This window comes from Luteibacter mycovicinus (assembly GCF_000745235.1).
In the GTDB taxonomy this organism is placed as follows: Bacteria; Pseudomonadota; Gammaproteobacteria; order Xanthomonadales; family Rhodanobacteraceae; genus Luteibacter; species Luteibacter mycovicinus.
The window spans coordinates 1,330,975-1,350,273 of sequence record NZ_JQNL01000001.1; the positions used below are offsets into that span (position 1 = coordinate 1,330,975).

The 19,299-nt window shown below is 65.4% G+C and carries 19 protein-coding genes and 1 riboswitch; of the genes, 5 read left to right on the forward strand and 14 right to left on the reverse strand.

What is annotated here, in order from left to right:
* Positions 1 to 164: 164 nt before the first annotated feature.
* From FA85_RS06070 to glyA, 12 genes are all read right to left on the reverse strand, one after another.
* Positions 165 to 1,136, reverse strand: a complete 972-nt coding sequence (locus FA85_RS06070; RefSeq protein ID WP_036110791.1) for a potassium channel beta subunit family protein — start codon at positions 1,134 to 1,136, stop codon at positions 165 to 167.
* 9 nt (positions 1,137 to 1,145) lie between these two features.
* Positions 1,146 to 1,646 (reverse strand): phosphatidylglycerophosphatase A family protein, encoded by a 501-nt coding sequence (locus FA85_RS06075; protein WP_036110788.1) that lies wholly within the window; start codon positions 1,644 to 1,646, stop codon positions 1,146 to 1,148.
* Positions 1,643 to 2,596 (reverse strand): thiamine-phosphate kinase, encoded by a 954-nt coding sequence (thiL, locus tag FA85_RS06080; RefSeq protein WP_036110786.1) that lies wholly within the window; start codon positions 2,594 to 2,596, stop codon positions 1,643 to 1,645. The genes FA85_RS06075 and thiL overlap by 4 nt, the downstream gene beginning before the upstream one ends.
* A gap of 35 nt (positions 2,597 to 2,631) precedes the next feature.
* Positions 2,632 to 3,078, reverse strand: a complete 447-nt coding sequence (gene nusB / locus FA85_RS06085; protein WP_036110783.1) for a transcription antitermination factor NusB — start codon at positions 3,076 to 3,078, stop codon at positions 2,632 to 2,634.
* Positions 3,075 to 3,542, reverse strand: coding sequence for a 6,7-dimethyl-8-ribityllumazine synthase (gene ribH, locus FA85_RS06090; protein ID WP_036110782.1), 468 nt, complete (start codon positions 3,540 to 3,542; stop codon positions 3,075 to 3,077). Before ribH ends, nusB begins: the two co-directional genes overlap by 4 nt.
* Before the next feature lie 45 nt (positions 3,543 to 3,587).
* Positions 3,588 to 4,520 carry a muramoyltetrapeptide carboxypeptidase gene (gene ldcA, locus FA85_RS06095; protein WP_036110779.1) on the reverse strand — a complete coding sequence of 311 codons (933 nt, stop codon included), beginning with the start codon at positions 4,518 to 4,520 and terminating at the stop codon, positions 3,588 to 3,590.
* A gap of 70 nt (positions 4,521 to 4,590) precedes the next feature.
* Positions 4,591 to 5,682, reverse strand: coding sequence for a 3,4-dihydroxy-2-butanone-4-phosphate synthase (gene ribB, locus FA85_RS06100; RefSeq protein ID WP_036110777.1), 1,092 nt, complete (start codon positions 5,680 to 5,682; stop codon positions 4,591 to 4,593).
* Between the two features lie 11 nt (positions 5,683 to 5,693).
* A complete protein-coding gene (locus tag FA85_RS06105; RefSeq protein WP_036110775.1) occupies positions 5,694 to 6,335 on the reverse strand; it encodes a riboflavin synthase in 642 nt (213 codons plus the stop codon).
* A gap of 125 nt (positions 6,336 to 6,460) precedes the next feature.
* Positions 6,461 to 6,612: riboswitch (FMN riboswitch) on the reverse strand.
* A gap of 88 nt (positions 6,613 to 6,700) precedes the next feature.
* The gene (locus FA85_RS06110) at positions 6,701 to 7,687 is read right to left on the reverse strand and encodes a Gfo/Idh/MocA family protein (protein ID WP_036110773.1); all 987 of its coding nucleotides are present in this window, start codon (positions 7,685 to 7,687) and stop codon (positions 6,701 to 6,703) included.
* Positions 7,684 to 8,748, reverse strand: coding sequence for a bifunctional diaminohydroxyphosphoribosylaminopyrimidine deaminase/5-amino-6-(5-phosphoribosylamino)uracil reductase RibD (gene ribD / locus FA85_RS06115; protein ID WP_036117160.1), 1,065 nt, complete (start codon positions 8,746 to 8,748; stop codon positions 7,684 to 7,686). The genes FA85_RS06110 and ribD overlap by 4 nt, the downstream gene beginning before the upstream one ends.
* A gap of 41 nt (positions 8,749 to 8,789) precedes the next feature.
* The gene (gene nrdR / locus FA85_RS06120) at positions 8,790 to 9,305 is read right to left on the reverse strand and encodes a transcriptional regulator NrdR (protein WP_036110772.1); all 516 of its coding nucleotides are present in this window, start codon (positions 9,303 to 9,305) and stop codon (positions 8,790 to 8,792) included.
* 3 nt (positions 9,306 to 9,308) lie between these two features.
* Positions 9,309 to 10,565 carry a serine hydroxymethyltransferase gene (glyA, locus tag FA85_RS06125; RefSeq protein WP_036110770.1) on the reverse strand — a complete coding sequence of 419 codons (1,257 nt, stop codon included), beginning with the start codon at positions 10,563 to 10,565 and terminating at the stop codon, positions 9,309 to 9,311.
* A gap of 229 nt (positions 10,566 to 10,794) precedes the next feature.
* Here glyA and FA85_RS06130 point away from each other — a divergent pair, with 229 nt between their 5' ends.
* Positions 10,795 to 11,760, forward strand: a complete 966-nt coding sequence (locus FA85_RS06130) for a hypothetical protein (RefSeq protein ID WP_036110769.1) — start codon at positions 10,795 to 10,797, stop codon at positions 11,758 to 11,760.
* Between the two features lie 5 nt (positions 11,761 to 11,765).
* Here the strand turns inward: FA85_RS06130 and FA85_RS20785 are convergent, their stop codons facing one another.
* On the reverse strand, positions 11,766 to 12,956 hold the full coding sequence (locus tag FA85_RS20785; RefSeq protein WP_051943343.1) for a hypothetical protein: 1,191 nt from the start codon (positions 12,954 to 12,956) through the stop codon (positions 11,766 to 11,768).
* A gap of 257 nt (positions 12,957 to 13,213) precedes the next feature.
* On the opposite strand from FA85_RS20785, the gene ettA reads away from it, so the two are divergent.
* The 3 genes from ettA (at position 13,214) to FA85_RS06150 (ending at position 16,348) form a co-directional block, all read left to right on the forward strand.
* On the forward strand, positions 13,214 to 14,872 hold the full coding sequence (gene ettA, locus FA85_RS06140; RefSeq protein ID WP_036110767.1) for an energy-dependent translational throttle protein EttA: 1,659 nt from the start codon (positions 13,214 to 13,216) through the stop codon (positions 14,870 to 14,872).
* A gap of 157 nt (positions 14,873 to 15,029) precedes the next feature.
* Positions 15,030 to 15,845, forward strand: a complete 816-nt coding sequence (pyrF, locus tag FA85_RS06145) for an orotidine-5'-phosphate decarboxylase (protein WP_036110764.1) — start codon at positions 15,030 to 15,032, stop codon at positions 15,843 to 15,845.
* Positions 15,846 to 15,964: 119 nt separating this feature from the next.
* On the forward strand, positions 15,965 to 16,348 hold the full coding sequence (locus tag FA85_RS06150; protein ID WP_036110760.1) for a hypothetical protein: 384 nt from the start codon (positions 15,965 to 15,967) through the stop codon (positions 16,346 to 16,348).
* Positions 16,349 to 16,480: 132 nt separating this feature from the next.
* Here FA85_RS06150 and def read toward each other — a convergent pair whose 3' ends face one another.
* A complete protein-coding gene (def, locus tag FA85_RS06155) occupies positions 16,481 to 17,017 on the reverse strand; it encodes a peptide deformylase (protein WP_036117156.1) in 537 nt (178 codons plus the stop codon).
* Between the two features lie 199 nt (positions 17,018 to 17,216).
* Here def and FA85_RS06160 point away from each other — a divergent pair, with 199 nt between their 5' ends.
* Complete coding sequence (locus tag FA85_RS06160; protein ID WP_036110758.1) at positions 17,217 to 19,292, forward strand: carbon starvation CstA family protein; 2,076 nt, start codon at positions 17,217 to 17,219, stop codon at positions 19,290 to 19,292.
* The last annotated feature ends 7 nt before the right edge of the window (positions 19,293 to 19,299 follow it).

Genomic DNA, 19,299 nt, shown 5'->3' on the forward strand with positions numbered 1-19,299 from the left:
CTCCTGAGGTTGCAGGCAGGAAAGCGAAGAGTGCTCTGCTCGCACCCCACTGCAACGTAACGCTGCAAGGGAGTCGCCGGCTGGCGTTCTTGGAGCGCTTCCGCACGAAGGCGAAGGCCGTAGGAGGACCTAGCGACAAGAATGTCAGCCGGCGACTCCCCGCCTCAGCGCGACAGCTCTGCTTCGATACGGCGCATGACCCCATCGTCGAGCAACTTCACAGCGTCCAGCGCCTTGAGGTTTTCTTCGAGCTGAGAGGTGCGGCTTGCACCGAGGATCACGGTCGAAACGTTCGGGTTTTTCAGACACCAGGCGAGCGACAACCGCGCCAGCGGAATGCCGAGATCAGCCGCAATCGGGGCGAGCGAACGCACCGTTTCCAGTCGCGCGCCGTCGTTACCGAGCAGCGACTCACGCAGCCATGCGTAGTCGGCGTGGCCCATGCGTGAGTCGTCAGGGATACCGTCGTTGTACTTTCCCGTGAGCAGCCCCGACGCCAGTGGCGACCAGATCGTGGTGCCCATGCCGTAGCGCTCGTATAGCGGTGCGTACTCCTGCTCGAAGCGCTCGCGATGCAACAGGTTGTACTGCGGCTGCTCCATCGACGGCGCGATGAGATGATGTTCGCGCGCAAGCCGGTGCGCTTCCTCGATCTCGCTGGCGGCCCATTCGCTGGTGCCCCAGTACATGACCTTGCCCTGCCGGACCAGCGTGTCCATCGCCAGCACCGTCTCGAGGATCGGCGTATCCGGATCGGCGCGGTGGCAGAAATACAGGTCGAGGTAATCGACGCGTAGGCGATCGAGCGCCTGATGACAGGCGTCGAACACGTGCTTGCGCGAGAGGCCGCGCTGCGTCGGCTTCGGATCTTTCACCGCGCCGAAGAACACCTTGCTCGACACCGTGTACGCGTCGCGCGGCAGACGCAGGTCGGCGATCACGTCGCCCATCAGGCGCTCGGCATCGCCCGCGTTGTACGTCTCGGCGTTATCGAAGAAATTCACGCCATGGTCGTAGGCCAGCGCGATCAGCTCACGCGCTTCCGACCGGCCGACCTGGCGACCGAACGTGACCCACGCGCCGTACGACAGCGCCGAAACCTTGAGACCGGTCGAACCGAGGCGACGGTATTCCATGGCGAGTTCCTAACGAACGAAGTGAAGGATCGACAACAGCACGATACCAGCGAAAATACCGGCGATAACGTCATCGAGCATGACACCGAAGCCGCCTTTCACGCGGCGGTCGAACCAGGCGATCGGCCATGGCTTCCACACGTCGAACAGACGGAACAGGAGGAATCCGGCAGCCACGGCCCACCACGGTGCAAGCAGCGCAGGCAGCAAGGCGATCCATTGCCCGACGAATTCATCCCAGACGAGGCTGCGATGATCGGCCACGCCAAGGAGGCGCCCGGCGACGTCGCAGGCCCATACGCCCAGCGCGAACGACAGGGCGATGATGACGAGCCAGGCCGGCACCGACAGCTCCCGCAGCAACAGCCACGGAACGATCGCCGCCAGCGACCCGAACGTCCCCTGCGCCTTCGGCGTCAGTCCGGAGCCGAAGCCGCACGCGATCCAGCCCCAGGGCGAGGCCAGCAGGCGACGACGATCGGCAGGATCGAGGACGTACTTCGTGCTCATGCCGCGAAGTGATTCCAGCCGCTGCGAGCGGGCATGAGGGTTTCACCTGCCGCATCGACCACGCGCACACCGGCACCTTCGACGATGCGGCCGATGCGTGTCGCGCCACAACCCAGCCGCGACAGCACGGCGCCGACTTCGGCCGCCTTGTCGGCTGGTACGGTGAAACACAGCTCGTAGTCGTCGCCACCGCTCAGAGCGAAATCCTGTGCGTCGGCCTCGGCGAAGTGCGTCAGCAACGCCGACGATCGGGGCAGCAGCGCGGCATCGATGGACGCGCCCACGTTGCTCGCCGTGCAGATGTGGCCAAGGTCGGCGACCAGGCCGTCCGAGACGTCGATGCACGCCGTTGCCACGCCACGCAGCGCCTGCCCTGCCGCGACACGCGGCACAGGGCGATTCAGTCGCTCGATCATGGCTGCGTAAGGCGTCGTGTCGGCTTCATCGAGGCAACGCAGACCCGCGGCGGCGTCACCGAGCGTCCCGGTGACCATCACCACGTCGCCGACGCGCGCGCCCGACCGCAGCAGCGCCTCGCCCGGTGCGGTAAAGCCATGCACGGCAACGGTGACGGTAAGCGGGCCGCGCGTGGTGTCGCCACCGATCAGGGCGAGCCGATAAGGCGTCGCCAGTTCGGCGAAGCCCTGCGCGAGGCCGTCGAAAAAGGCTTCATCGCCATCGGGCGTCGTCAGCGCGAGCAACGCCCACGCGGGAGTGGCACCCATGGCCGCCAGATCCGACAGATTGACCGCCAGCGCTTTCCAGCCGATATCGGATGCGGACGTGCCGACGGGAAAGTGGACACCCTCGACGAGAGTGTCCACGGCGATCGCGAGCTCACGTCCGGCCGGTACCGCCACCACGGCGGCATCGTCACCGATGCCGGTCACCACATCGTCGCGATGGACGCTTGTGTGACGACGGATACGATCGATCAGGTCGAATTCCATGCAGGTTCCTTGTCCCGCGAGGATTCGCGGTCCGCTCAGGATCGCTTCTCGGCCGTACGCCAGTGCGTCGCGAGTTTGTCGAGAACACCGTTCACATAGCTGTGGCCGTGATCGGCGCCGAACCGCTTGGTGGCTTCCACGGCCTCATTGATCACCACGCGATACGGCACGTCCGGGCGGTATTTCAGCTCGTAGGCACCCATGCGCAGGGCCGACAGCTCGATGGGGTCGATCTGCGACACCTCACGGTCGACGAAGGGCTTGATGCCGTCGTCCAGTTCCTTCACGTGCTTCTCGACGCCGCGCAGGATGTCCTCGAAGTATTCGAGATCGGCGACGACCATGTCCTGCTCGTGGCGGAACTGCTCGATCACGCTGCCCATTTTCGAGCCACCCACCTGCCAGGCATATAGCGCCTGCAGCGCGCGGCGGCGTGCGCGCGAACGCGCGGCGAGGTCGATACCGTGAGGAGGAGTGTTCATTTACCCAGCTTCGTGTAGAGGTTGGCCATTTCGATCGCAACCATGGCCGCGTCGCTGCCCTTGTTTCCGGCCTTGGTGCCGGCGCGCTCGATGGCTTGCTCGATGCTGTCGGTGGTCAGCACACCGAACGACACCGGTACGCCGGACGCGTAGGCGGCCTGACCGAGACCCTTGGCGGCTTCGCCGGCCACGTAGTCGAAGTGCGGCGTGGAACCGCGGATGACCGCGCCCAGGCCGATCACCGCGGCGTAGTTGCCGGCGCCGGCTACCTTATAAGCGGCCTGAGCGATTTCCCAGGCGCCAGGAACGCGGATGAGGTCGATCGCATCATCATTCACGCCATGACGGACGAGGGTGTCACGCGCGCCCTGGATCAGCGGCTCGACGACGAAGCTGTTGAAACGGCCCGCGACGATGGCGAAACGGCCCTTGGGGGTGGCGAAATCGCCTTCGATGATCTTCATGTTCGGTTGTCCTGTGGCGGATCGGCCGCCGCGCGGCCGGGTATTTTACGGGGTTTTCGGCCGGGGGTGGCCGGTAAACGTGAGAGCGGCCTCGCCGGCGGCGACGCGAAGCCGTGCCGGGGCGCCGAAAGGCAGGGTGAACTTGCTCGGCCCATGGCCGAAAGGCAGGCCGCGCACCACTGGTATGCCGCTGGCAGCGGCGATCCGGTCGAAGGCGACATCGACGTCATAGCCGTTGTCGTATTCGGTCACGCGGTAGTTGATGAAGTCGCCCATGACCAGGGCGGCCTGTCGACGCAGGACACCGGCATGGAGCAGCTGGTAAAGCATGCGCTCCACGCGATAAGGCGGCTCGGCCAGATCCTCGACCACCAGAATGCCGCCTTCGATGGCGGGAAAGTAAGGCGTGCCCGCCAGGCCGGCGAGCATCGCCAGGTTGCCGCCCCAGACCGGACCTTCGACGGCGACGTCGACGGTTGCCGGCGCGGCCCACGTCGCCGAGCCCTCCGCCGAGGAGAGCGTCTGCCAGAAGCTTTTCCAGGTCAGTTCGTCGAGATGCAACGCCCCGAAATCGCCGCCGAGCATGGGGCCGCCGAGCGTGATCAGGCCGGACTTCGCATACAGAGCGCATTGCACGGCGGTGAAATCGCTCTGCCCCACCAGGGCGATCGGTGCATCGCGCAGCCGCTTTGCCAGGCCGTCGTAGTCGAGCAGGGGAAGGATGGGATGCGCACCGTAGCCGCCACGGATGGCAAGCGCGATATCCGGCAGCTCCCGCGACGGATCGGCGAGCGCGTTGATGTCCGCGGCGCGCTGGGCGTCGCTGCCCGCGAACCGGAGTTCGCGTCGCGAGAGGACCTCCAGACCACTCACCCGATGGCCTGCGGCCTCGAGGCGGGCGATGCCTCGCTGCATGGCTTCAGCGGATTGCGGGTAGCCGGACGGGGCGATGAGACGGATGTCGTAGGTCTGGGGCATGGAGTCTGCGTGGTCTGCCAGGGACTGCCTAGCAATAAGGGGTAGGCGGCGGGATGGCAACCCGCCGGGCTCAGCCTGCCTGTTCCACCACCTCGAGCCCGAAACCCGCGATGCCGACGAAGCGACGCGGGGTCCCCATGACACGCAGTTGTCTGACCCCCAGGTCCGTCAGGATCTGCGCACCGAGGCCCAGCTGTCGCCATTCCTGATCGTCCCCGGGGGCGGGCGTCGGCGCGACGTCCCGCTTGAGCCGGCCGAGCAAGGACTCGGCCGTGTCGCCACCGGAAAGGACCACGAGGACGCCACGGTCCGCCTCGTCGATGCGACGCAAGGCATCGGTGACCGTCTGGCCGAGGTCGTCCCGCTTCAGGTGAAGCACATCCGACAAGGTGTTGCGGACATGGACCCGGGTCAGCACCGGCTCGCCATCGGCGACGTCGCCGCGCACCAGCGCGAAGTGCAGACCGTCACGAATCGCATCGCGGAAAGCGACCAGGCGGAAAGCACCGAACTCCGTGTCGACATCTTCTTCGTGCACACGCTCGACCGTCTTCTCGGTTTCAAGGCGGTAGCGGATGAGGTCGGCGATGGTGCCGATCTTCAGCCCGTGCTTCGCGGCGAAGATCTCCAGCTCGGGACGGCGCGCCATCGAACCGTCGTCGTGGAGGATCTCGATCAGCACCGACGATGGCTCGAGTCCGGCCAGCGCGGCGAGATCGCAACCCGCTTCGGTGTGGCCCGCGCGGCTCAGGACACCACCGGCCTGTGCCGTGAGCGGAAAGATGTGGCCGGGCATGGTGATATCGGCCGGTTTGGCATCCTTCGCGGCGGCCACGCGGATCGTGTGCGCGCGGTCCTGCGCCGAGATGCCGGTGGTGACGCCTTCCGCGGCCTCGATCGAGACGGTGAAGTTGGTGTGGTAGGGCGACGTGTTGTCGCTGACCATCGGCTTCAGGCCCAGCTGGCGGGTATGCCGCTCCGTGAGGGTGAGGCAGAGCAGCCCACGGGCCTCGCGGACCATGAAGTTGACGTCCTCGGGACGGACCTTCTCGGCGGCCATCACGATATCGCCTTCGTTCTCACGGTCTTCGTCGTCGAGGATGACGACCATGCGCCCCTGACGAAGATCATCGAGGATCTCGGGAATGGTATGGAAAGACATGCCGGGATTCCTCAGGCGAAACCGTGCTGTTTCAGAAAGGCCTCGTCGAGGCGCGGGGCATCGCCACTGGCGAGCAGGCGCTCGACGTAACGGGCGACCACGTCGACCTCGATGTTCACGGCGTCGCCGGGACGGCGATCCGAGAACGCCGTATGTTCGACGGTATGGGGGATGAGGTTCACCCCGAAACGGTGACCGCTCACTTCATTCACCGTGAGGCTGGTGCCATCGATGCAAACCGAACCCTTGTGCGCGATGTAGCGAGCGAGGTCGGCCGGCACTTCGAAGGTCCAGCGCTGAGAACGCCCGTCCGGGACGACGGAGACGACCTTGCCGGCGCCATCCACGTGACCGGAGACCAGGTGACCGCCGAGGCGGTCGGCCAGGCGCAGCGCCTTCTCGAGGTTCACCGGGTCGCCGGCCTTGTGCTGGCCCAGCGTGGTGTGTGCGAGGGTCTCGTTGGAGACGTCGGCGGCAAAGTGCTTCGCGTCGAACTCGATCACGGTGAGGCACACGCCGGACACGGCGATGCTGTCGCCGAGGGCGACATCGGACATGTCGAGGGAAGCGGTATCGACGACGAGACGGACGTCACCGCCACGCGGCTCCAGCCGCGCGATGCGGCCGACGGCCTGGATGATGCCGGTGAACATGTCAGCGACCTCCGTGGATGGAGGCGGCGATGGAGAGTCGGTTTTTCATGAAACGTTTCCCGCGGTGGTGAGCGAAAAACGCCCCAAGGCGCATGGCGCCGCTCGCTCCCTGGGGAACGTGCGACCGCCGTCTTCTTTCATCCGGACTGTAACCGTCGGCTCCGGCATCGAACCGGATCTGCTGACCTCCCGGCATGACACCGGGAGCGCTCGCGGGCTCGTTTCCTTACGGAAACCTACCGCCGGTGGGGAGTTTCGCCCCGCCCTGAAGACGCTGTGGAGGCGAGAGAATAGCATGCCGCCATCCCTCGCCCTGAGCGAGATGGGCATCGAACGCAGCGAATACAAGCTCCCGCCGGCCCGGGTCAGCCGCGTGCGGGTCGGAGCACCTGATCCATGACCCAGCTGGTGCGCGCGCCGCTCTCCGCGGTGGACGGGCAGACGCCCTTCCCCGTCAGCTCCGCCACGATCGATGCGATCAGTGGCTGCTGGATGTGTTCGGGATTGTCGATGTGGATGTCTTCGCGGCGCCCGTCCGACTCGAGCACGACCGGCCCGTCGCCGAAGGTGGCGAAGATCAGGCGACCGCGGTCGCCGACGATCTCGACGCGGTCCTCGCGGCGATCGGCACAGAAATTCCACACGCCCGTGCCGAGCACCCCGCTGTCGAAACGGAACGCCATGGCGACGGTGTCTTCCGCGGCATAAGCGTTCGCCTGATTCGTGGCCATGCCCCGGGCGTCGACGATGGGGCCGAGCAGGAAGTCGAGGATGTCCAGCGTATGGCAGCCGATATCGACGAACACGCCACCCCCGGAAATTTCAGGACGCACTGTCCACGGCAGATTCTCGGGATCGCGGTAGCGCGCTTCGAGCGGATGGTGCAGGACCACGTTGACCAGCCGCGGCGTGCCGATGGCGCCTTCACGCAGCAGCCCGGCGATACGCCGGAAGCGCGGAAGAGCGCGGCGGTAATAGGCGACGAACACCGGCACGCCGGCCGCCCTGCCCGCATCGATGATCGCGTCACATTCGGTGCGATCGATCGCCATCGGCTTCTCGACGTACACCGGTTTGCCCGCCGCGATCGCCATCAACGCATAGTCGCGATGACTCGACGGCGGTGTCGCCACGTAAACCGCGTCGACGTCGGGATCGGCGACGAGCGCCGCGGCGTCGTCATACCAGCGAGGAACAGCGTGGCGCTGCGCATAATCGCGCGCCTTGTCGCCATCGCGGCGCATCACCGCGACCAGCGAGGAATCGGGGACTTTCTGGAACGCGGGGCCGCTCTTCACCTCGGTCACCGCGCCGCAGCCGATGATGCCCCAGCGAACACGCGCGTACGTCATGACGTCGGGCGCAACTGCAGTCGCGTGTCGTCACCGACCTGGCGACGATCCACCGTGGTCAGACGCCAGCGCGACGCCATGTCGTCGAGCGGCGGAAGGTGCAGCATCGGTCGCCCGGTGTGACCCAGCAGGATCGGCGCGACGTAAACGAGCAGTTCGTCGGCAAGCCCGGCGGCGAACAAGGCACCGCAAAGCACCGGCCCCGCCTCCACATGAACCTCGTTGACGTCACGCAGCGCCAGCCAGTGGAGCACGGTGCGCAGGTCGAGGCCTCCGGACGCTTCGCGACGCAGGGGCGCGCGCTGCACGTCGGCAAGATGCGCGGGAATCGCCGCATCCGCGGCATGGAACAGAACCGTCGGCGCCGACCCGTCGAGCACGCGCGCACCGGCGGGCGTACGCAATGAGGTATCGATGATGGCCCGCAGCGGAGGCACGAAGGACTGGCCTTCCGGCAGGCGGACGGTGAGTTGCGGATCGTCGGCGAGGACGGTGCCGCTGGCGGACAGGATCGCCGAGGAGCGCGCGCGCCAGCGCTGCACATCCGCGCGCGCCGCTTCGCCCGTGATCCATTTCGACGAGCCGTCGGCGAGCGCCGTGCGACCGTCGAGGCTCATGGCGAGTTTGACGCGCACCCACGGCCGACCGCGCTGAATCCGGCTGAAGAACCCGATGTTGAGTTCGTGCGCGGCGTCACGCATCAGACCGACCTGCACGCCGATGCCCGCCGCACGAAGTTTTTCGATGCCTTCGCCGTCGACCTTGTCGAAGGGGTCCTCGTGCGCGATGACCACACGACCGACACCCGCGGCGATCAGCGCATCCGCGCACGGTGGCGTGCGGCCGTGATGTGCGCATGGCTCGAGGGTCACGTACGCCGTGGCGCCACGTGCCGACTCACCGGCTTCGTGCAGGGCGAAGATTTCCGCATGCGGTTCGCCGGCACGCGGGTGCCAGCCCGTGCCGAGCACGGTGTCGCCACGTGCGATGACGCAGCCCACGCGAGGATTCGGCTGGGTGGTGGCGAGCCCGTGCCCGGCGAGCCTAAGCGCGTGCGCCATGTGGACGTGATCCACGGCGGGGAAGAACGGCCGCGACATCCTCAGCCCTTGCGCCCGCGCCTGGCCGCATCCAGCAGCGGCAATTGCAGGCCTTCGACCGAGGGCAGATCGCGCTCGAGCTTTTCGATTTCCTCGCGGAACGCGTGGACGTCCTCGAACCGGCGATAGACCGACGCGAAGCGCACGTAGGCCACCTGATCGAGGGGTTTGAGCTCACGCATCACGAGCTCGCCGACCTGGCGCGACGGGACTTCGCGCTCGCCGAGCCGACGCAGATCGTTGATGACCGCGCGCACCGCGGTATCCACCGCATCGCTGGCGACAGGCCGCTTCTGCAGCGCCCTCTCGAAGCTGACGCGCAGCTTGTGTTCGTCGAACGGCTCGCGACGATCGCCGGATTTGACGATCGCCGGGAGCTTCAGTTCCGCCGTTTCGAACGTGTTGAACCGCTCGCCGCACTGCGGACACTCGCGCCGGCGACGCACCGTGCTCCCGTCTTCGGTGAGGCGGGAGTCGATGACGCGGGTGTCTTCATGCTGGCAGAACGGACAATGCATCGATCAGCCGTAAACCGGGAACCTGGCGCACTGCGCCGTGACCTTCTCGCGGACCGAGGCGATGACCGCCTCGTCGCCCGGCGCGTCCAGCACGTCGCAGATCCACTGGGTCAGCTCGATGGTGTCCGCTTCCAGATAGCCGCGGGTGGTGATCGCCGGCGTACCGACGCGCAGGCCCGAGGTGACGAACGGCGAGCGCGGGTCGTTAGGTACGGCATTCTTGTTGACCGTGATGTGCGCCTTGCCGAGGGCCGCTTCCGCGTCCTTGCCGGTGACATCGCGGCCGATCAGGTCGACCAGCATCAGGTGGTTCTCGGTACCGCCGGAGACCACCTTGTAGCCACGCTCGATCAGCGTCTTCGCCATGGCCTTGGCGTTCTTCACGACCTGACCCTGGTACGCCTTGAACTCGGGCTCGAGCGCTTCCTTGAAGGCCACGGCCTTGGCCGCGATGACGTGCATCAGCGGACCGCCCTGGATACCCGGGAACACGATCGACTGGAGCTTCTTCTCAAGCTCCTCGCCGAGACCCTTCGCCACGATGATGCCGCCGCGCGGACCGCGAAGCGTCTTGTGCGTGGTGGACGTCACGACGTGGGCATGGTCGATCGGGCTCGGATAGTGCCCCGTGGCGACGAGGCCGGCGATGTGCGCCATGTCGACGAACAGGTACGCACCGACCTTGTCGGCGATCGCGCGGAAACGCGCCCAGTCCATGATCTGCGAATAGGCCGAGAAACCGGCGACGATCATCTTCGGCTTATGCTCGACGGCGAGCTTTTCGATCTCGTCGTAGTCGACCAGACCCGACTCCGGGTCGATGCCGTACTGCACGGCATTGAAGATCTTGCCGGAGAAATTGACCTTGGCACCGTGGGTCAGGTGACCGCCGTGGGCGAGGCTCATGCCGAGAATCGTGTCACCCGGCTGCAGCAGCGCGAAGTACACGGCCTGGTTCGCCTGCGAGCCGGAATGCGGCTGCACGTTGGCGTAGTCCGCCCCGAAGAGCTTTTTCAGACGCTCGATGGCCAGCTTCTCGGCGATGTCCACGTACTCGCAGCCGCCGTAGTAGCGCTTACCGGGATACCCCTCGGCGTACTTGTTGGTCAGCGACGAACCCTGGGCCTCCATGACGCGCGGGCTGGCGTAGTTCTCGGAGGCGATCAGCTCGACGTGATCTTCCTGGCGACGGGTCTCGTCGGCGATGGCCCTGGCGAGTTCGTCGTCATAGCCAGCGATCGTTGCATCCTTCGGGAACATCTCGACCTCATGGGGCAGGTGGGGAAACAAGACCGAAAGTGTAGCGGTAGCGGCGATTTGCGGCCACTGCCGCCCCGTCTCAAGGCAATTGGGACCCGCACCTACGTATCGCCGGGGCCACGCCCCGCCCGACTCCGGGGCGGGCGCCGACTCTGTGCGCCTTCGCTCGCAAAGTAAGGTTTGTCCGCGCTATGTGCGCATTTCCCCACACAGAATGGATTCTGCATCGATGCACCTGCCTCGCTCCGGCCGACTCGCCGTCAGCCTGATTCTCTTCGCCACCGCGTGGCACGCGGGCGCCACGACCGCCGATGCCCGGGTCACCACCTTCGACAAGCACGTGTCGGCCGGCCTCCCGCAGGCGTTCTCCCTCCCGGTCGAAGATGGCCAGACCGCCCGCCGGGTGCTCGTGGCCCGGCGCCTCAACAGCGACGTGGTGCTTCCGGACGGCAATCACGCCACGCTGTATACGGGTAACGTCGCCGGCCAGGAAGCCGTGTTCTCCCGGACTGGCGAGACGCTGAATATTTCCGTCGACGAACCCGCGGAGGGCAAGCTGACGCGTTCCCGGCGAGCCGCCGCCCTTGCGAACCGCTCGCCGACGCCGCCGGAGAACGACGACGACCCGGCGGGGCCCGATGCGTTGCGCTTCTGGATCTTCCTGCACGACCGCGCGGGTGAGCCCGATTACGCGAAGTTCCATCACTGGTACCTGGGCTGGTGGATCAAGGATATGGAAACGGCGGTGCGGCCCGGCGTCGCGATCAAGGTCATCCTGCAGGCCAACGTGCCGGGTATCACCGATCTCGATTACATGAATGCAAAGCCGGAGGCGCTCTATCGGGAGCTGCTGGTCAATGCGCGGAAGTACGCGGAGGCGCGGGGCGAACGACCCGATCGACTGACCAAGTACATGCTTTTCGTCGGCGACAGACCGACCCGATGGAGGCAGGAAGGCACGTACGGTGAGTCCGAAGCCATGCGAGGGGTGGCCATGGCCACGGGCTGGGGCCCGCGTCACATCGTGGCTCATGAATTCGGTCACCTGCTGGATGCGCGGCACGAATACGCCGAGACCCGCTGGTGCGTGACCAACATGAAGGACTACACCATCGGCTTCGTCAGCTGCCGCTACTACTCCAGGCGCAACGACGACCAGATTCGCGCCTACGTGAGGCGCGCCCTGGAACCCTGACCGGCTCAGTTCAGGATCATGGAGAAGCTGCGTTCGGCCAGCACCTCCGGGTCGGGACCGTGCCGGAGATATGAACGGATGCGCCGGGCGTTGTCGTACGAAAAGCGGTGGCAGTCGCCGATGAGATCGGCGGTACCTGTCGCCATGTTGGTCACGCACCACCACCAGCCTTCGTAACGTCGCTCGGCCAGTCCGTGCTCGGCGCCCAGGGTGTGACCGAACTCGTGGGCCACGATGTTGACCCGGCCTTCGGTGGACGCCATGGCCTCGTTGCCGCCCTCGAACGCCACCCCGAAAGCGTCCGTCATCGGGCGGTCGCGGCTCATGAGCAGGTATTTGTGTTTGTAGGTCTTGCCATGGGCCAGGCCGTAAAGTTCGGCATAGGCCTTGACGGTCTCGTGCCAGTTGTCCAGCGCCTCGGGGTAGCCGTAAGGCATGTCGGTGACGCCGGGTATCCGATAGCGGTAGGACATGCGGATGTTCTCCGCCGGCAGGATCTTGCGCGCGAGTTCCGTAAGCCACCAGGCGGCGAACACGGAGTGGATATGCAGCGGTCTGGCGTCGAGATCGTCGTGAATCAGAACGAAGAAATGAGGGGAATAGGCCAGCGGATCCTCGATGGCGCGGACGCCGCGCCCCAGCGATGCCTGCTCCGACAATAACGGCGGGTCCATGTCGAACGGCCACCCCGGCATGACGTGCGACTCGTCACGCGGCCGGGGGACGGGACGGCGTCCGGGCTCGGGAGCGTCGGGGTTCCGTACACGCTCCCGCAGCACATCCGGACTCCCTGCCGTATAGCCCGTGACATCGACACCGTCCCGGACGGGCACGCTGATATCGACCTGAGTGCCGATCCGGGTGATCGCCGCCTCCCGCCCGCCAAACAGACCGCGATACATGCGCCCGGCGGGCATCCCCGGAATGTCTACCTCGATATTCAGAGCATCCTGCACGACGAGCTGCGCCGCCGCGACGTCGCGGCGCGGGCGGTGGACGTCGACCGGCACGGCGATGTCGGCGGGCAGCCCGGCAGCCACCGCTTTATCGAACGCCTCGACGAAGCCACTCACCGGATCGTCGGCGGGCGCGGCGGGCGGGAGCGGATGTTCCGGCCCGTGCGCGAACGCACACGGCGTGGCGAGGAGGAGAGCCGCCAGCAGGCACGGGCCGGCACGAAAGACGGGGAGAAACATGCATTCAGTCCTTGAATGAGGGCGGAAGACCCGCCGGGGAGCGGAAGGTTACCGGCCCCGGACCGCCGCGGTGGGTCCACGGACAACCGCCGGGCGGCTGGCCTACGGGAATATCCGCCCTGCTCCCGGAACCGGTCGCAGACCCGCCCCGCGGCGTCACTGGCACCTCCCGCGACCCGCTATAATGGGAGTTTGTACCCGCGCGTCGACGCCCCCTCCACCTCGGAGGGCAGGCGGCCGCGCCTTCCGGAGGCCGCATGCAATACATCTACACCATGAATGGGGTGAGCAAGATCGTCCCCCCGAAACGCCACATCATCAAGGACATTTCCCTGTCCTTCTTCCCTGGCGCCAAGATCGGCCTGCTTGGTATCAACGGCTCGGGCAAGTCGACGGTGCTGCGGATCATGGCCGGCGTCGACAAGGACTTCCAGGGTGAGGCCCGCGCCAATCCGGGTACGAAAATCGGCTATCTCGCGCAGGAGCCGGACCTCGACCCGAACAAGACCGTACGCGAAGTGGTCGAAGAAGGCGTCTCCGAGGTCCTGGACGCCCAGAAGCGCCTCGAAGAGGTCTACGCGGCCTACGCGGAAGAAGGCGCCGACTTCGACAAGCTCGCCAAGGAGCAGGAGGCCCTCGAAGGCATCCTCGCCGCCAACGATGCGCATGCGCTCGAGCGCCAGCTCGAAGTGGCCGCCGACGCGCTGCGCCTGCCGCCCTGGGATGCCCTCGTCGGCCCCCTCTCCGGCGGTGAGAAGCGCCGCGTCGCCCTGTGCCGCCTGCTTCTGTCCAAGCCGGACATGCTTCTGCTCGACGAGCCCACCAACCATCTCGACGCCGAGTCGGTCGACTGGCTCGAAACCTTCCTGCACGATTACCCGGGCACCGTGGTCGCGGTCACCCATGACCGCTACTTCCTCGACAACGCCGCCGAGTGGATCCTCGAACTCGATCGCGGTCGCGGCATTCCCTGGAAGGGCAACTACACCGAATGGCTCGAGCAGAAGGGCGAGCGCCTGAAGCAGGAAGCCAACCAGGAGAAGTCGCGTCAGAAGGCTCTGCAGAAGGAACTCGACTGGATCCGCACGGCAGCCAAGGGACGTCAGTCCAAGGGCAAGGCGCGTATCAACCGCTTCGAGGAACTGAACTCGGTCGAGTACCAGCGCCGTAACGAGACGAACGAAATCTTCATTCCGCCCGGTGAGCGCCTGGGTCAGGAGGTCATCGAGTTCAAGAACGTCACCAAGTCGTTCGGCGACCGCATGCTCATCGAAGACCTGTCGTTCAAGATCCCGCCGGGCGCCATCGTCGGCATCATCGGCCCGAACGGCGCCGGTAAGTCCACGCTCATGAAGATGATCATGAACCTGGAAAAGCCGGACTCGGGCGAGGTCAAGCATGGCCATACGGTCAAGCTCGCCTACGTCGACCAGTCGCGCGACGCCCTGGATCCGAAAAACAACGTGTGGCAGGAAGTGTCGGGCGGCTCGGACATCCTCACCATCGGCAACTTCGAAATCCAGTCACGCTCGTACATCGGCCGCTTCAACTTCAAGGGTACCGACCAGCAGAAGATCGTCGGTCAGCTGTCGGGTGGTGAGCGTGGCCGCCTGCACATGGCCAAGACGCTGCTCCAGGGTGGCAACGTGCTGCTGCTCGATGAGCCGTCCAACGATCTCGACGTGGAAACCCTGCGCGCGCTCGAAGACGCCCTGCTCGAGTTTCCGGGCTGCGCCGTGGTCATCTCGCATGACCGCTGGTTCCTCGATCGCATCGCCACACACATCATCGCGTTCGAAGGCGACTCGCACGTCGAGTTCTTCCCGGGCAACTACAACGAATACGAAGCCGACAAGAAGCGTCGCTTCGGTGATGACGCCGGCCCGAAGCGCGTCAAATACAAGAAACTGGTCTGACGAAGTCGTCACCCTGTGTAGGAGCGCGCCCTGCGCGCGAAAGGCCTGTCGCGAGAATGCCTTTCGCGCGCAAGGCGCGCTCCTGCCGGAACCTGTTACAAAAAATTACTTAAGTAATCTCTTGTAACACCCCCAAATTCAGCGAGCGAAGCCATCCATGAACTTCATGACCGCACTGAAGGACGCCTGGCGTCGCAACGATTCATTGCTCTGCGTGGGCCTCGACCCGGAACCGGGTCGTCTGCCGGCCGGGCTGTCCGGCAACGAAGGCATTTTCGAATTCTGCCGCGCCATCGTCGATGCGACGGCAGGCCTGGTCTGCGCCTATAAGCCGCAGATCGCTCATTTCGCCGCGCAGCGCGCGGAGGATGCGCTGGAGCGCGTCATCGCGCATATCCATGCGACCCAGCCAGGCATCCCCGTCATTCTCGACGCCAAGCGTGGCGACATCGGATCGACGGCGAAACACTATGCCGCCGAGGCTTTCGACCGTTACGACGCCGATGCGGTAACGCTCAATCCATACCTCGGTCACGACTCGATCGCCCCGTTTCTCGAACGCGCGGACAAAGGCGTGATCCTGCTTTGCCGCACGTCCAATCCGGGCGGGAAAGATTTTCAGGCACTCGATTGCGGCGGACAGCCGCTTTACATACGCGTCGCCGAAACGATCGCCCGCGAATGGAACACAAACGGCAATTGCGCCCTCGTGACCGGTGCGACGTGGCCGGAAGAGCTTGGCAGGGTGCGTTTGGCGGTGGGTGACATGCCGCTCCTCGTTCCGGGCATCGGAGCACAGGGCGGTGACGTGGAAGCGGTTCTCAGGCAAGGAAAAACCGCCGATGGCACGGGACTGATGATTTCTTCCTCGCGCGCCATCCTTTACGCTAGCGGCGGTCCGGACTTTGCGGACGTAGCACATCGCGCCGCTGATGACTTGAGAAAGTTGGTCAACTTGCACCGCGAGCACTAAGCAAAACAAAAGGCAGTCGCAAATTGCACGACTTGGCAACTGCAAAAGGCTTACGCTCGCGCTGCACGCTATCCAACAATACCGGGCTTAAGGCGCCACCGCGTTCTACCGGAGTTGTCATGCCACCTATGAACCGAGGTTTTTCCCAACGCCTGCATGTCGCGCTGGACATGGCTGGCGTGAAGAAAGGCCGCGGCCGCATCACGCAGCTGGCCGATCTTTTCGATGTCAGCCGTGAGACGGCACGCAAGTGGCTGAGCGATCTTGGCCTTCCCGAACTCGAGCGCCAGATCGATATGGCGACCCGATTTGGCGTGAACTTTGAATGGCTTGCGACAGGTCGCGGCTCCCCCAATGGCGCCACCGGCGTGCGCGAGAGTCCGGCTCTCTACCGCGCGGATTCGCGTGAGCAGCTACGCCTTGTCGGTCTTGTAAGCCGGCTTCCGAAGGAGCGTCGCAAGGCGTTGCTGGTGATAGTCGAGGCGCTCGCGGAAGCGGAATAAGCGCCGCAGCTTCGCCAGCCGTGCCATGTCCTGCCAGGCCCGGAACCGTATCACGCGAGATTCCGGCAAGAAATTACTTAAGTAATTTCGCCGTATAGGCGTCTATACGGCGAATCTTAAAGAAGAACGCCTTCAGTCGTCGCCGACGTCCATGCCGGGGAAAAGCACCTCGGTGAAGCCGAATTTCGTAAAGTCGGTGATCCGCGACGGATACAGCCGACCGATGAGATGATCACATTCATGCTGCACCACGCGGGCATGAAAGCCTTCGGCGGTACGATCGATCGGCGCACCGCCGGGGTCCACGCCCTGATAGCGAATCAGCGAATAGCGATTCACCGCCCCGCGCAGGCCGGGCACCGAAAGGCAGCCTTCCCAGCCCTCTTCCATATCCTGGGACAAGGGCGTGATCACCGGATTGAGCAGGATCGTCTGCGGAACCGGCGGCGCGTCCGGATAGCGCTCGCTCGAATCGAAGCCGAAGATCACCAGCTGCAGGTCCACGCCGATCTGCGGCGCGGCAAGACCAACGCCGCCTGCATCATGCATCGTGTCGAACATGTCCTGGATGAGCGTGTCCAGTTCCGCCGAGCCGATCATCGTATCGGGCACGGGCGGTGCCACGCGCAGCAGGCGCTCATCGCCCATCTTGAGAATGTCGCGGATCATGGTCATGCCCGGGGAGTGGGATTGCCTCAAGCATGGCGGCGGATGGCGCCGGGCTCAAGCCTCCCGTCACCGCACCGCAGCACGCGCCCGGGTACGGAGCCATACGACCAATGGCTAATGCGTGAACCACCCCTGGGACATTGACCCTCATCCCGGGCAGGACGACCCTTGTCACATCTGCAAGGGGAGCACCCAAACGATGCAAAGCGCCATTCCCAAACCCAGTCCCGCGGGGAAAATCCTGTGGGCCGCCATCGCCATCGTCGGCGCATGGTGCCTCGGCGTCGTCGCCCTGCGACGCGGCGAGCCCATCAACGCGATCTGGCTGGTGACGGCTTCCATCGCCGTTTTCCTGATCGGCTACCGTTTTTACAGCCGCCTGATCGCCGACAAGGTGCTTCAGCTCGACCCGAGCCGCGCGACACCATCGGTGCTGCGCAATGACGGGCTGGACTATGTCCCCACCGACAAGTGGGTGGTCTTCGGGCACCACTTCGCCGCTATCGCCGGCGCCGGTCCCCTCGTCGGTCCCGTTCTCGCGGCTCAGATGGGCTATCTGCCGGGCACGCTCTGGATTCTGGTCGGCGTTGTCTTCGCCGGCGCCGTCCAGGATTTCATGATCCTCGGACTGTCCCTGCGTCGCGATGGCCGCTCCCTCGGCCACATGCTTCGTGCCGAACTGGGTGAAGTGCCCGGCGTCATCGCCATGGTCGGCGTACTGGTCCTGATGATGATCGTGCTGGCGGTGTTGGCGCTGGTCGTAGTCAAGGCACTGACACACAGCCCCTGGGGAACGTTCACCGTCGCGGCAACCATCCCCATCGCCCTGCTGATGGGTCTCTATCTGAGGTACGTCCGACCCGGACGCATTCTCGAGGTATCGATCATCGGCCTCGTTCTGCTGCTGGCGTCCATCTGGTACGGCAAGACGGTGGCCGATACGCCGGCCCTGGCCAACCTGTTCGACTACGACGCCAGGGCCCTGGCCTGGTGGCTGATCGGCTACGGCTTCTTCGCCTCCGTCCTGCCCGTCTGGCTGCTGCTGGCACCGCGCGACTACCTGTCGACCTTCCTCAAGATCGGCACGATCGCCCTGCTCGCCCTCGCGATCTTCCTGGCGGCGCCGACCCTGCAGATGCCGGCGGTCACCAAGTTCATCGACGGCTCCGGGCCCGTCTTCGCCGGCAACCTGTTCCCGTTCCTGTTCATCACGATCGCCTGTGGTGCGGTATCGGGCTGGCACTCGATCATCGCGTCGGGTACCACCCCCAAGCTGCTGGCCAATGAGGGCGAGGCCCGTATGGTCGGCTACGGCGGCATGCTGATGGAGGCCTTCGTCGCCATCATGGCCCTGATCGCCGCGTCGTCGCTGCACCCGGGGGTGTATTTCGCCATGAACTCCCCCGGTGCCCTGGTCGGCACCACCGCGGAAGCGGCCGCTCAGGCCATCAGCGGCTGGGGCTTTACGGTGACTCCCGCCGAGCTGACGGACACGGCACGCAACATCGGTGAAAGCACCATCCTCGGCCGCGCTGGCGGCGCGCCAACCCTGGCCGTAGGCATGGCCCAGCTGCTGCACGGGATCATGCCCGGCGAAGGCATGATGGCGCTCTGGTACCACTACGCGATTCTGTTCGAAGCGCTGTTCATCCTCACCACCGTCGATGCCGGCACGCGTGTCGGCCGCTTCATGATCCAGGAACTGGCCGGCATGGCCTGGGCGCCGCTCAAGCGGACCGATTCCTGGCTGGGCAATGTCGTCGCCACCGTGATCTGCGTCGGCCTCTGGGGTTACTTCCTCTATCAGGGCGCCGTGGACCCGCTCGGCGGTATCAATACGCTGTGGCCGCTGTTCGGCATCGCCAACCAGATGCTGGCCGCGATCGCGCTGATGCTCGCAACGGTGGTGACGGTGAAGCTGAAGCGCGAGCGCTATGTGCTGGTGCCCGCGGTTCCCGCCGCCTGGCTGGTGATCTGCACGCTCACCGCCGGCTGGCAGAAGCTGTTCGACGCGAAGATCAGCTTCACGGCTGCCATGCAGAAGTACGCCGACGCCGCCGCGTCCGGCAAGCTGCTCGCACCCGCCAAGACCGCTGATGAAATGCAGCGCATCATCACCAATAACCGCGTGGACATGATCCTCACCGCGCTGTTCATGCTGCTGGTGCTGACCATGCTGTTCTTCTCGCTGCGTGCGATCGTCCGCGCGTGGAAGGCCAACCGCCCGACCGCGCAGGAAGAACCCTACGTCGCGCTGTCGAGCGTGGCGAACTGAGGAGGCC